The organism is Serratia sp. D1N4 (assembly GCF_054552755.1).
The window spans coordinates 5113266-5126382 of sequence record NZ_CM137274.1; the positions used below are offsets into that span (position 1 = coordinate 5113266).

The 13117-nt window shown below is 51.1% G+C and carries 9 protein-coding genes; 3 read left to right on the top strand and 6 right to left on the bottom strand.

Annotated features, from left to right (window positions below):
• Positions 1-20 precede the first annotated feature (20 nt).
• The 3 genes from ACX1CU_RS22990 to ACX1CU_RS23000 form a co-directional block, all read right to left on the bottom strand.
• On the bottom strand, positions 21-3260 hold the full coding sequence (locus tag ACX1CU_RS22990) for an autotransporter domain-containing protein (protein WP_459400487.1): 3240 nt from the start codon (positions 3258-3260) through the stop codon (positions 21-23).
• 165 nt (positions 3261-3425) lie between these two features.
• A complete protein-coding gene (locus tag ACX1CU_RS22995) occupies positions 3426-4772 on the bottom strand; it encodes a class-II fumarase/aspartase family protein (RefSeq protein WP_459400488.1) in 1347 nt (448 codons plus the stop codon).
• A gap of 11 nt (positions 4773-4783) precedes the next feature.
• A complete protein-coding gene (locus ACX1CU_RS23000) occupies positions 4784-6349 on the bottom strand; it encodes a PTS transporter subunit EIIC (protein ID WP_459400489.1) in 1566 nt (521 codons plus the stop codon).
• A gap of 274 nt (positions 6350-6623) precedes the next feature.
• Here ACX1CU_RS23000 and ACX1CU_RS23005 point away from each other — a divergent pair, with 274 nt between their 5' ends.
• The gene (locus tag ACX1CU_RS23005) at positions 6624-7118 is read left to right on the top strand and encodes a putative pterin-binding protein (protein WP_459400490.1); all 495 of its coding nucleotides are present in this window, start codon (positions 6624-6626) and stop codon (positions 7116-7118) included.
• A complete protein-coding gene (locus ACX1CU_RS23010; protein ID WP_459400491.1) occupies positions 7115-8899 on the top strand; it encodes an ATP-binding response regulator in 1785 nt (594 codons plus the stop codon). Before ACX1CU_RS23005 ends, ACX1CU_RS23010 begins: the two co-directional genes overlap by 4 nt.
• On the opposite strand, the gene ACX1CU_RS23015 is transcribed toward ACX1CU_RS23010, so the two are convergent.
• Both ACX1CU_RS23015 and ACX1CU_RS23020 read right to left on the bottom strand, forming a co-directional pair.
• On the bottom strand, positions 8889-9740 hold the full coding sequence (locus ACX1CU_RS23015; protein ID WP_459400492.1) for a helix-turn-helix domain-containing protein: 852 nt from the start codon (positions 9738-9740) through the stop codon (positions 8889-8891). The genes ACX1CU_RS23010 and ACX1CU_RS23015 overlap by 11 nt on opposite strands.
• A gap of 418 nt (positions 9741-10158) precedes the next feature.
• On the bottom strand, positions 10159-10785 hold the full coding sequence (locus ACX1CU_RS23020; RefSeq protein WP_459402894.1) for a TetR/AcrR family transcriptional regulator: 627 nt from the start codon (positions 10783-10785) through the stop codon (positions 10159-10161).
• 293 nt (positions 10786-11078) lie between these two features.
• On the opposite strand from ACX1CU_RS23020, the gene ACX1CU_RS23025 reads away from it, so the two are divergent.
• On the top strand, positions 11079-12299 hold the full coding sequence (locus ACX1CU_RS23025) for a Tm-1-like ATP-binding domain-containing protein (protein WP_459400493.1): 1221 nt from the start codon (positions 11079-11081) through the stop codon (positions 12297-12299).
• A 102-nt stretch (positions 12300-12401) separates the two neighbouring features.
• Here the strand turns inward: ACX1CU_RS23025 and spy are convergent, their stop codons facing one another.
• A complete protein-coding gene (gene spy, locus ACX1CU_RS23030) occupies positions 12402-12893 on the bottom strand; it encodes an ATP-independent periplasmic protein-refolding chaperone Spy (RefSeq protein ID WP_459400494.1) in 492 nt (163 codons plus the stop codon).
• Between the last annotated feature and the right edge of the window lie 224 nt (positions 12894-13117).

Sequence of the window (13117 nt, forward strand, 5' to 3'; positions counted from 1 at the left end):
CGTTCCGTTTCGTATCAATGTCAGAAGTCGATTTTTAATTTGGCATAAAAACCGTTTGAGGTGACATCGCTATTATATGCGCCGGTATAGGATATGCCGAACGTAGCCGCGTTGTTGAGCTTGGTTTCAATGCCCAAACCCACCCCAACCAGAGTAGACAATTTGCCGCCTTGGATTTTAGCCACTCCGCTATCGGCCAGGCGCATCGTCGCTTCCGGTGTGCTGTCACCAAAGAAGTGCATGCCATACAGATCGCCTTTCACTGCCATCTTCATTTCACCCAAGGTAAACGGCAGCGCAGCACGGGCACCAAGCGTGGTGACCTGTAGATCCTGGTTATCAACGTCGGTGGTAAACTGCATATTGTTAACCGTTTCAACATAGCCATCGGATTTAATATGCAGCCAACTGAAACCGGCATACGGCTCGATGGAATAAGTGTCCGTAGTCAATCCTGAATAGGCCGCTTCGGCAAACAGCTGGGTAATATCCACATCCGGGGAAACTGAATTGCTAGCCATTTGATCGCCAACCAGCAAAGTACGATGAGCATCGCGATTTTGCCGGGTATGCATCGCACCATAATTCAGCGAGGCCATATCGGCTATGTTGGAAACACCGTACACCCCAAAATGCAGATCATCGCTGTCGATTCTGCTCTGCCTATTCCCTTTAAAATCGGTGCTGCCCGCGCCGAAATACAGGCCCAGTTTGGTGCTAGCGTTGGCATTAATTTCACCACCGATTAAAGCCGCATAGAAATCGACGTCCATGCTGGATTGGCCGTAATCCACCTTGGACCAGCTACCGATCGGCGCAACCCAAAGGCGGCCTGCACCATCAACCGTTTCAACATAGCGGCCACCGCCCACGCCAACGGCCTGATCCTTAATCACGCGCGACAAAGTCATTGAATTAACAATGCTGGCATTTTGCGTATTCAGGTACATATCACTGCCGAGTGAATCATGAGTATTACGAACCTCATCGCCAGACGCCATTAACAGGCTATCGAACAGCGCACCAGAACCGCTGCCTTCAATCGCTTGGCCAATAGACCGGCCATTGTGGCTTGATGCATAAGAGGCAAAGGTCACGTCCTTATTACGGCCAAAGCTGGCAGTGAGCGAATTGCCGGAAATATCGACATCGGTTTTGAAGAACGCATACTGAGGTGTGGCGATGGCTTTATCAGCGCCGGTTAACCTATCCGCAGTGACGGTTCCGCTAACCACGGTGCCATGATTAAACACCTCCTCGAATACGTCTTTATTGGTGGAGCCCACCGTAATCATTGAGCCGTTATTAAAGGTTAACTGGCCTACGTTGACGCTTTCGCCCGTGCTGACCACGTAAGTCCCACCCGCATTAACGGCAATATTCGCCTTATGACTCTCGGTTGAGGCCAGTTCGCCCTTCAACGTAAAGGTATCGTTATAGCGGGCGAGGACACCGAATTTACCGCCGTTGACCGCCACGGTTCCGCTGCCAAATGATTCCGTGAAACCATACAGTTCACCCTGATCCACGCGGGTGCCGCCCTGATAGGTATTATCGCCGGTCATGATCAGCGTACCTGCGCCGAGCTTAACCAGAGAACCGGTATAAAGATCGGCATCAATCCTGGCCTGAATAGCCGCTGCACGCTGGCTGTAATAGTCTTGCCGCCACTGTTCAGCATCCGCTTGGCTAACGAGGTGATCCGTTGGATCGCTGTTACCGTCATTGACCACGAAGCTGTTGCCTAACTCGTAGGCTCCGCCCGCCGCGATGCCCTGCGCTTGATAGCGCTGTAACCAGGCCAGATCTTCCTGTTCGCGTGCATCCAGCGCTTGCTGGCTGATATTATTGCTCCAGACATCAAGCGGCGTGCTGGCGATGTTGTATTCAAACTTGCCGAGGAACTGGCTAGGCCCATACATGCCTTTATCCAGATCGGGCACGCCCCAGCCGTAACGAATATCAGGCACGCCGTCAGCCGCCGTCCAGCTATCCAAGGTGCTGCCGTCTGGGTTTTGGTGGCTGGCGGTGGTAAACAGCACATCACGCACCTGAAGCGCACTCATATCCTGATAACGCGAGAGCAGAACGCCCATGGCACCGGCAACGTGCGGCGCAGACATGGAAGTGCCGGATGAATTCCCCCAGCCAGCCGCACCGGTTGCCGCATTCACCGTGGTTGAGTAAATGCCACTTCCCGGTGCCGCCACGGTCCACCACTTGGCCTCGCCAGCCTCATTCCAGGTATAAGACAGCGCGTATTTATCGCTACTCGTTACCCGCTGTAGCCCGGCAACCGCAATCCAGTGCTGTTCGGCCTCAGGATGATAATAGGGATACAGCGCGCGATAGAATGGATTAGCGAAATCGCGATTGCCGGTGGTAAATATCTGCACCACCGTGGTTCCTTTCACCGCATCGTAAGCGGCATCAACAAAGGAGGGATTTGCGCCATACCTTTTGTTGAAATAGAAATACTCATATTCCGACTGGGCCATATTATTTGCCGGTAGATGAACGCCGGTGTTGCCGCCGTCATTACCGGTTGAGCCGTTGTCAGTAATGCGAATGTTGGTGCCCCAACTGTTATTAATCACTTCGGCACCGGAATCCACCAGCGCTTTCCAACCGCTATAGAAGAACTGATAATCCTGGAACGGGCCATAGTTATTGCCATCGGTCCCGCCGGTGTTACCGACATACACATCAGCCCCCCAGGCAACCCCGTGCATCCCTTCACCGTCGCGATTAGCCCCAACGGTGCCGGTGACGTGGGTTCCGTGCCCGTCGTTAACCCCGGCTATCCATTGGCCGCTAAGATCGAATACTTCGCCCTCAGTATATTCCCCCTGCGAGCCCACCGCCGACTGGGGATAACGCAAGCCAGAAGAGCCGTAGGTGCCAGCAGCTTCAACCGCATGGAAGCGATCGCTATTAAGATCCTGATGAATAAAAAGCAGCGCACCGGAATCCATCACGCCAACCTTAACCCCTTGCCCGGAGAACCCCAGCGCATAGGCACCGGAGGCTTTTATCGCGGCCAGGCCCCAATCTTTGCCGTACTCTTCGGTTTCCCAGCTGGCTTTATCGCCAATCTGGCCAGGCTCTGCATAGGCGGCAACGGCCGAACCTGCTATCGGCAACATGGCTGCGGTAATCGCCAAGGCAATCAGGGATTTATTGGGTGTGACTCTTTCCCTTTGGGTTCTGTTATGTTCTTGGTAAGCCCGGTAAAAAAATATCTTTGAAATCAATTTCATGCTGATATTCCTTTTAATGATGCTTATAGACGACTTCTCTGTGCCAATTGGGCAGCGCTAGTTTGCTCGCTTTTCAATCTGTCACACATTGATAAGTATCAACATATTTTTTTACAACTTTCAGCGGTGAGCTGATGCAATGGCCTTTATTAATCAGAACGATGGCTATTCACGGGCCAGCACTCGCTCGGCCAACTCATCGGCCAGTACGGCGCACAGGCCGGTGTAGCATGCAGGGTCCAGCAGCTCCGCAATCTCATCGGCGGTGAAGTTTTCCGCCATCAGCGGATCGTTACTCAATATCTCACTGTATTCGAGATGCTCGTGCGTGCTGCGCATCGCCATGTGGTAAACCAGCTCGTGAGCCGGATCCTTGCCCAGCTTATCCACCAGTTTCATCATGATTTTTTCGCTGTTAATCAGCCCGTGCGTCAGCATTACGTTGTCATGCATCCGTTCAGGGTTAATCACCAGCGTGCGCGTCAGCTCTTCGGCGCGCAGGATGATTTCAGCCATCAGCTCAATACTTTCTTGCAGGCTGGCATCAAAGATGAAGTAGGCGGAGCTGTCGGCCTCAAACGGCCGTGGGCAGACATACAGCGCCGCCGTCAGTACCGAATACAGCTTCTGCGCGTTGGCAATAATGCCTTTGGCCAGCTTGGGATTGACCTTCTGCGGCATGGTGCTGCTGCCCACGGTGCCCTTGGTGAACGCTTCCGATACCTCGCCAAACTCTTCGCTGGAGGTCTGATAAACTTCTTCAGCGATTTTATGCAGGGTCGTCGCCAGCAGGCAAAGATTGGTGATGTACTCGGCGCGGAACACCCGAGCATTGCGCGAAGGCACCAGCATCGAGTACATGCCGAGCTGCTCGGCAACCAGATCCTGCACCGTTCTGCCCGCTTCACCCGTGGCGTGAAACGCCCCCACCGCACCGCCCATCATTACGGTAAACACCCGTTTTTCCGCCTCCTGCATGCGCTCCACCGCCGCCAACAGTTCATAAATCCACACTGAAACCTTATAGCCATAGGTGATGGGCAAAGCGTGTTTACCGTGAGTGCGCCCCGCCATCAGGGTGTTTTTATGCGTTTTCGCCAGGCGCGCCAGATTGACCAGCGTGTCATCCACGAACTTCATCAGTTTCTGGTGGAATTTTTTTACGATCAGCAGATGGGCCGTTTGCTGAATATTCTGGGTGGTTACGCCGTAATGCACATATTTGCCGCTTTCCGCATCACAGGCTTTAACCAACACCTTGATCACCGGTACAAAACCGTGGCCAATCTGGCGCAGCAAGCGATCAACCTCGGCGAGATCGATCCGCTCCAAGCGGCAGTTGGCAGCAATATTTTCAGCCGCTGCGGCGGGGATCATGCCAACCTTGGCCTGCGCCAGCGCCAGTGCGCCTTCCACGTCAAGCCATGACTGCACCCTGGCTTCGTGGGTGAACAGATCTTTCATGCCCTGATGGTCGATGGTTTTACTTTTAGAGTCATAGAGTGCGCGCATGCTGTTTCCTCTTAACGTTGCGTAATGCCAGCAAGTTGATCGTCTACCGCATTGCGGACAAACTCGACGTGTGGCCCAAAGACGACGTGAATATGGTTGTTGGAGGGAATAAAGGTCCCCAAGGATCCGGCTTCTTTCAGCAGATCCATATTCAGCAGCTTCTGATCGCCAAGATCGATACGCAGACGTGATACACAGTTTTCCACCCGCTTGATATTGCTCTTACCGCCCAAACCTTCCACCACCAGTTGCGCCACCTTGTCGTACTCTTTGTTATTCAGCAGAGCGCTGTCCGCCATTTCATTTTCACGGCCCGGTGTTTTAATGTCGAACTTGCCAATGGCGTAGCGGAAGAAGAAATAGAACACCACAAAGTTAACCATCCCCAGAAGAATCAGGTTCACCCAGTGGGTATTCTCATACATCAGCCCAAAAATACCGAAGTCAAAGATTGTCCCGCGAATATAGCCAATCGAAACTTCTAATATCTGTAGAGGAATGGTTAACAGGCCACACAATATTGCATAGATAATAAACAGCTTCGGCGCAATAAACAGGAAAGAGAACTCAAGCGGCTCGGTAATATTGCCAAGGAACGCGGTCAGTACCACGGTGAGGATCATCCCCTTGGCAAACTTCTTGTTCTTGAGATAGGCCATGTGGTACATCGCCAGGCCGATCGCCGGAACGCGGAACAAAGTGGTCAACATCTGTGATGAGGCCAGGTAGCTCGACAGCGTCGGCATAAGCTCATTCCATGCCGGATGATTTGGCCCCAGTTCAAACAGGATTTTATTCATTGCCGGCAGAATGCCGACGTAGGTTTGCCCGTCGATCAGGTAGGTGCCACCCGCCTCGGTAAAGCGCACCGTCGAGCTCAGCACATGGTGTAAACCAAACGGGATCAGCAAACGATTCAAGGTCATGTAGATCCCGGCACCGATGTTCGGTGCCATCATGATGGTGGAAATACTCCTCATCCCGTAGGTAAACAGATCCCAGACAAAGGGCAGCAGCAGGCCGATCGGAATGGTAAAGGCGATTGACAGGATGGCGACCGATTTTTTACCGCTGAAGAAGGCAAATGCCAATGGCAGTTGCAGCCGATAGAATCTGTCGGTCACCTTGGCAGCCAGCAGACCGGCAATAATGCCCCCCAGCGCCTCTATTTTCAGCGTGTGTATTCCCAGCACCATGCCCTGCCCGACCAGCGCCATATTATCCGTAATCAACTGATCCATTAATTTCAGATGCACATGCATTGAGATCAAGAGCGTTAAATAAGCGATAACCGAGGCAAAAATCGCAATGCCTTTTTCTTTCTTCGACATCCCATAGGCAACCCCCATGGCAAACAGTAATGGGATATTCTGGAATACCACGCTGCTGATTAACCCCATTGAAGACAATATCGCCTTGCAATAGGCATTTCCCAGAAACGGCAGTTTGTCGATCATATACGCCTGACCCAGCGCGCTACAGATCCCCATTAACATCCCTACTGGTGCTAAAACGGCAATAGGCAATAATAGGGAGCGTCCGAATGTCTGTATTTCGTTTTTAAAGTTAGATGTCATAATCTGGACCCCTGGTTTACTTAACACCCCTATCAAACAATGCCGGAGCGGCCACCATCAAGGCCAAATACTGGCTGATTCAAAGCTCATTTTTTGCCCGTCAAAAAAGCTGACCGGCGTCACGTTTCTTCTCTACGGGGTTGCAAGAACGCAATATTGACGCATGATGGCGCTGCGTAGCGTCCTGAACGGTAAATTGGGTGTTCTCTGTAACGCGGCGGCCTGATAAATTCGTAACTCTAAAATCTTTACCGATGATGATTGGGATACACTGATGTTCACCCATTTGCTCAGAATTATCACTTTGGCATTAGCTGCCCTGGCGATCTGCCAATCCTCCGCATTAAGTTTTACGCTGGAAATAACAGGGAATATCAGCCACTTCACTGATGAAAAAAATCACAGCTATATTTTTACCGATAAGCAGTTATTTTCCATGCCGGTACACACGATTACCACCAGCACATCATGGACTCCACTGGAAAAATTTGAAGGCGTCGCGCTGGCTGAATTATTGACCATGGTAGGCGCCAAAGGGACCACGATGACGTTTTACGCGTTGAATGATTACTCCATCACAATCCCCATCACCGATGTCGAAAAATATCGCATGATCCTGGCCTATAAAATGGGGGGCACCCTGCTGAAAATAAGAAATTTTGGCCCCTTATTTCTCGTGTACCCCCGCGACAGTGGCGGAAAGGAATTGAATTCCCCACTGTATAACTCGCGCTTTATCTGGCAAATCACTCGGATAGATATCAAATGATGCTGATGTCATTTAAAAATGGCCGCAAGTTGGCTATTCCGGCCATTTTTGCTGCCCTGTTTTTAGTCGCCTCCGCGGTAACGCTGTATTCTTACAGCGCAATCCTCTCCCAGAAGGGGCTGTATGCGATTGCTGGCACGCAGGAAAACTACTCGTGGTCGATCGCCAAATTTGCCATCAAGCTTGCCGAGTTTGAAACCTTTATTGAGCAACGAAAAAGTGCCAGCCAATATAATGCTGAGGAGTTCAGACTAAAATTCGAGATCCTTTACTCACGCTTTTATGTGCTTGAAACCGTGTCAGAATCCACGGAGCCTTTGTATCGCGAGCCCGGTTATCCACAAGTCATTACAGAAATACGCCAGCAGATGGATAACCTTGATGCGCTGATTAGCCATCCAAACGTTAACTTTCAGCAGATTTCACAAACCTTAGCCCGACTCAAACCGTTATCCATTGAGATGGCCAACCTGACAGATCATGCGGAAGTGAAACAACGCAGCGATGCTTACGAAGATTTTATTGAGAAACGCCGCATTATTTTCTATGGGCTGGTGATGATCATATTTTCAGTCATCGCCCTGATCGTGATCACGTTGCTGGTTTTGCGCCAGCAACGCCTGACCATTCAGCAACAGGCGCTGGCAATTGAAGCAGAAAAGGCCACCCGCACTAAAAATGCCTTCTTAGGTGCCATCGGCCACGAGCTACGGACTTCTTTGCAAAGCATTATGTCCGCCATTGATGTGCTGGTGAATACTAAATTCTCGGCTGAGCATGGGGATACCTTCCAGCGGTTGGAGAGCGCTGCACAGCAAATTGAAAGCCAGATGAAAGATTTAACCGATTATGCCCACCTGGAAAGCGGCATGATGGAGTTACGCATCGTGCCGTTTAACGCACGAAAACTGATTGAAGAAACGGCCGACGAAGTTAGCCTGCTGTCGCACAAGAAACACATCAAATTAATCTGTGAGTTGGAGCCCAATACACCGCTGATTGATTCCGATCCGCTGCGCATCCGGCAGATTCTCATCAATCTGCTGACCAACGCCTTTAAATACACCGAGCACGGCACGATCACCTTACGCAGTTGCCTGCGTCACCAACCCAATGGCGTTGCGCTGATTGTCGAAGTGACAGACACCGGGATCGGCATTGAAGAAACAGTGTTACCACAGATTTTCCAGCCATTCACCCAGCTGGATCAGTCACATACGCGTCGATACAGCGGCATTGGCATGGGGCTGGCGATTGTCCACGGCTTGGTCGAGCTGCTTAAGGGGACGATCAAGGTTTCCAGCGAAGTGAAAAAAGGCAGCACCTTTGTCGTCAGCATTCCTGTTGAAATCAGCACGGAAGAGCTGCCCGCAGCAAGCCCGCAGCTCGAAGCCTCGTCGTTGAAAAAAGAACAACAGATTCTGGTGGTGGATGATAACCCGGCCGCCGGCCATGCGTTTATCACCTTGCTCGACAAACTGGGGTATCAGTATGAATTGTGCGATTCATCGGAACGGGCACTGCAAAAACTGCTGCGACGCCCTTATGACGCGCTGCTGCTCGATCTGCAAATGCCTGGGATTGACGGGAGTACGGTGGCAAAACAGTTGCGCAGCCAGCGTGGCCCGAACCGCAACATTCCAATTATCGGTATCAGCGCCTACGCGCCCGAATTACTTGCCACCGAGCAGCGAGCCATGTTTGATGACTATCTGATGAAGCCCGTGCGCATGGGCACACTGTCCACATCATTGGCAGCCTTGTTTGCCACTAAAGATTAAAACAGCGTTGCAGTGCGGCTTCGATCACATGAAGCCGCACCGGTTTTTCATAAGGGCCAAGCACGTCGTAATCACGCATCGCTCTGGCAATTTCAGATTCGCGCAGATCGGTCCCCAGTTGCCCGGTCAATACCAATACCGGCGCATCAGGGTGGTCTGAGCTGCGAATGGTTTCGATGCACTGTTGTGCCGTTTCCTGCCCAATCAGCCAATCCACTACGTAGCCATCGAACGGGCTTTTGTGCAGCGCCTGACAGAGACTGGCAACGTCGTAGAAAGCAACGGCGCTAAAACCCTGAGCATTAAGATACTTGGTCAATTCGTCTGCCGCCTGATGGGCATCATCCAATACCGCAATACTCAGGCGCTCATCGTCAACGCTGCCTGGGCGGATCTCTATCAGCTCTACGCAGAAACGCTGCCCCGCCGGCGCCTCATCGGCACGGTAGATCCTCCATTGCCCTTCCTGCTGCAAGGCAACAAATTCCGCCAAGCGGCCTCCGGCGAGCTCGTCACCGATATGGCCGATACAAGGAAGTTCGACCCCCGCAACCGAAAAGATGGCATCCTGCACCATAGTTTGTGCCAACACGTCGTTTTCGGGGAGGATATCAACAATGGCAGCCAAGTTTTCTCCCAGCGCCACGGCCACCCGATTAATTTGCTCCAGCGTCCACGGGCTCTGCCCTTTTAGCTTACGATGGGCATGAGAAAAACTCAGATCCAGAATACGGCTGAGTTCTTTTGCCTGCTGACGCTTACCAACCCCATGGTGTAGAAAGAGTTCCCTGACCTTGCCTGCAATCGACTGCGAATCGAATTTTTGATGATTGTTATACATTTTATCCTTCGATCTTTTTTACTGATTTATCAGTCGCTTTGATGCTTTCTATGTAGAAACGTTATCGAAAACTTACATATTATGCAATCTTAAAACCGAAAGCTTGCTTGACATGCCATCTTTTATAGTCAAACATGGTATGAGAAACAACATATTATAAAAACGATACTAGACCTATCTGTTCATAATAACCATAACGACACCAGGGAAATTTTGAACCGGTCGCGGTTCCTGAGAATGGATGTATGCATCAGGATGCTCTGCAAGCCGTGTGTAGTTTAGCCATCGTGCTAGCCGTTTTACCCACTGTTAAACCGGGCCCCGCAAGGGTTCCGGTTTTTTTATTTTGAGTGGATTAACAGTGAGATAGAGAGAAGAATATTGCGTGCTCGGCCATCGCGTGGGCGGGTAGTGCTGGCTATTTGCCACCGTTTATCGCATCTTCTTCGGCCTGACGAATAATGGCTTTCGCCATCCATTGGGTCACATTCTGAATACCGTCGAGTTCTAAACCCCAAATATCTTTCAGCACCAGAAAAACTTCCGAGCCATAAATCAGCGAGAAGGCATGGATCACACGCTGTAGGGCTTCGGGTGGCAGTTTATCCTGCAAGGGTTCTACCGCCAGCTTCAGCAAGCGCTTACGGTTGCCGCGCACAAACTTTTCACCCGGTACGGCATGGGCCCACTGCTGCAACGACAGTTGTAACGCCGCACGCAACGCCCCCTCATGCCGTTCCATCTGCGGATAAGCAAACGCCAGCAGTTGCTGAATACGCTTCAGCGCATCGTTATCCTGCGGTTGCCATTCAAGAATAGGCCCTAGGCTTTCCGCCACCACGGCAGCGATCAGCGCACTCTGAGTGGGGAAGTAGCGATAGGCGGTAGCACGGGAAACCTGCGCATGGGCAGCCAGTTCAGTGATCGAGGGGAAAACGCCGCCATCATAGAGTTCCATTGCGCTGCTCAGCAGCAAATGACGGGTTTTGGCCCTGGTATGCGTCAGAGATTCATCCCGCGGTGCGGGGAATGCGGTTATTGGCACGTCAACCTCGAACTTCCTCGTATCATCCAACCCTGGAGCAAATACGATAGAAACGTAACCGGTAGGATCCTGGTCCACCAGCACAAAAAACAAGCTAAAACGGCCAATAATGAGACGGGAGTCACATTATCAGCTAATTAACACTTGCATAAATGATACGACAGTCTCATTATGTCTACAAAATAATCTGCTGTATCTTATTGTCCAACACCAGGGTTCCAAACTTAAAATAATAATTGTCTTTATAAACAAACTGTTCGGACATTTGTCCGAACCTTTTTCAGGAACAGACGATGAGAAACACCCCGGCTTTTGTCTATATTGCTACCACAGCAGATACCAAAGGACAAGAGTTGGAGTATGTCCGCAACCTGATCGCCAATCTCGGTTTACCCCCACTGACCCTTGATCTTTCCACTTCAGGAACGCCTTCTCCTTATCAGGTCGACGTTTCTGCTGCGGAAATTGCCCGTTATCATCCCGAAGGTGCACAGGCCGTTTTTTGCCGCAACCGTGGCCTGGCCATTGCTGCGATGGCGGTCGCCTTCGAGCGTTTCATGCTGACACGCAACGATGTCGCCGCCCTGCTCGGGTTGGGTGGATCAGGCGGAACCGCAATCATAACACCGGCCATGCAGCAATTGCCGATTGGTCTGCCAAAATTAATGGTTTCCAGTATGGCGGCGGGCGATGTTTCCGGCTATGTCGGGGCCAGCGATATCGCCATGCTGTATTCGGTCACCGACATCGCTGGGCTGAATCGGATTTCACGCAAAGTCTTGAGCAATGCCGCAAATCAGATTGCCGGGGCGATACGTTTTCATGTGGATGATGATGCCGACAGCAAGCCTGCAACCGGTTTGACCATGTTTGGCGTCACCACGCCCTGCATCAAAGCCGTTACCCATGCGATCGAAGCTGACTGGGATTGCCTGGTATTTCATGCCACCGGCAGCGGCGGCCGGGCAATGGAAAAGCTGATCGACAGCCATTTGCTCAACGCCGTGTTGGATCTGACCACCACTGAAGTCTGTGATTATCTGTTCGACGGTGTTTTAGCCTGCAATGAAGATCGCTTTGGCGCCATTGCCCGTACCGGCATCCCTTGTGTGATGTCCTGCGGGGCGCTGGATATGATCAACTTTGGCCATCCGAAAACCATCCCGGCGCGCTATGCCGATCGGCATTTCTACAATCACAATACCCAGGTGACGTTGATGCGCACGACGGTGGAAGAAAATACTCACATGGGCCGTTGGATAGGTGAAAAGCTAAATGCTTGTGAGGGTGATATACGCTTCGTGCTACCAACAGGCGGTGTTTCGGCGCTGGATGCCCCAGGGCAACCTTTCTGGGATCCGGCCGCGCTGAGTGCCTTTGCCCATTCACTGGAGCAGACGCTGGAACAAACCGATAAACGCCAGTTGATTAAAACGCCCTATCACATCAACGATCCGCTGTTTGCCCAGGTGATTGTCGAACAATTTCATGCCATTTCGCCTGTGGCTGAATAATCATAATTCGCACGCCTCACCAGGGAATCCATTTTTAATGGAAAGCGAAATAAAAAAGGCTGGATAATTAATCCGGCCTTTTTATATAGGGTGAATTCTTAATTACTGCGCGGCAGGTTGCTGATCCTTCATTTTATTCATACGCTCCATCATCTTCTGCTCACGTTTCTGATAGTTCTCATTGTATTGCTTTTTCTGCTCTGGAGTCAGCAGGTTATACATTTTATTTTCCGCTTTGGCGCGCTCCAGCATCCGCTCAGATTGCGCTTTACCGATCGCATCAATTTGCGTCTTGGCTTTAGCTTCATCAAAACTGTCTGAAGCAACCAGGTTATGCAGCGCCTGACGCTCATCTTTCGCCCCCGGCCCACGATTCTGGTGCGACTCCTTCATAATGTCACGCATCTGCTGGCGCTGTTGTTCAGTCAGATTCAAACCGGCAAACGGGCCACCTTTACCTGGGCCATTGTGATGCATCATTTTCATTGGTGCGGCACCCGTGGCAGGTGTGGCCGCGGTATCAGCAGCAAATGCCGCAGAAGCTGAACCCAGAGCCAAAGTAGAAGCAACAAATAAAGCCGTTAGTTTACGCATGATTATTTCCTTAAAATTACTCTTCATCAGGAGCGCTGTACGTTAACAGGCTCATCGTGTCGTCGGAAATAATAGTAGGCTGATAAACATAGAGTAATGCGATGGAGTGTAAACTTTTTAAAACCTTAAATAGCTTTATGCATCAATTATGAATAAATTATGGAGAAGGTGTCAGTGATATGGAAATTTGCGTTGCGCCAGAAAGAGGTTCCGCTTTATTTCTG

Coding starts and splice junctions, on each gene's coding strand:
- ACX1CU_RS22990 (WP_459400487.1), bottom strand. CDS start 3,260: ATGAAATTGATTTCAAAGATATTTTTTTACCGGGCTTACCAAGAACAT.
- ACX1CU_RS22995 (WP_459400488.1), bottom strand. CDS start 4,772: ATGCGCGCACTCTATGACTCTAAAAGTAAAACCATCGACCATCAGGGC.
- ACX1CU_RS23000 (WP_459400489.1), bottom strand. CDS start 6,349: ATGACATCTAACTTTAAAAACGAAATACAGACATTCGGACGCTCCCTA.
- ACX1CU_RS23005 (WP_459400490.1), top strand. CDS start 6,624: ATGTTCACCCATTTGCTCAGAATTATCACTTTGGCATTAGCTGCCCTG.
- ACX1CU_RS23010 (WP_459400491.1), top strand. CDS start 7,115: ATGATGCTGATGTCATTTAAAAATGGCCGCAAGTTGGCTATTCCGGCC.
- ACX1CU_RS23015 (WP_459400492.1), bottom strand. CDS start 9,740: ATGTATAACAATCATCAAAAATTCGATTCGCAGTCGATTGCAGGCAAG.
- ACX1CU_RS23025 (WP_459400493.1), top strand. CDS start 11,079: ATGAGAAACACCCCGGCTTTTGTCTATATTGCTACCACAGCAGATACC.
- spy (WP_459400494.1), bottom strand. CDS start 12,893: ATGCGTAAACTAACGGCTTTATTTGTTGCTTCTACTTTGGCTCTGGGT.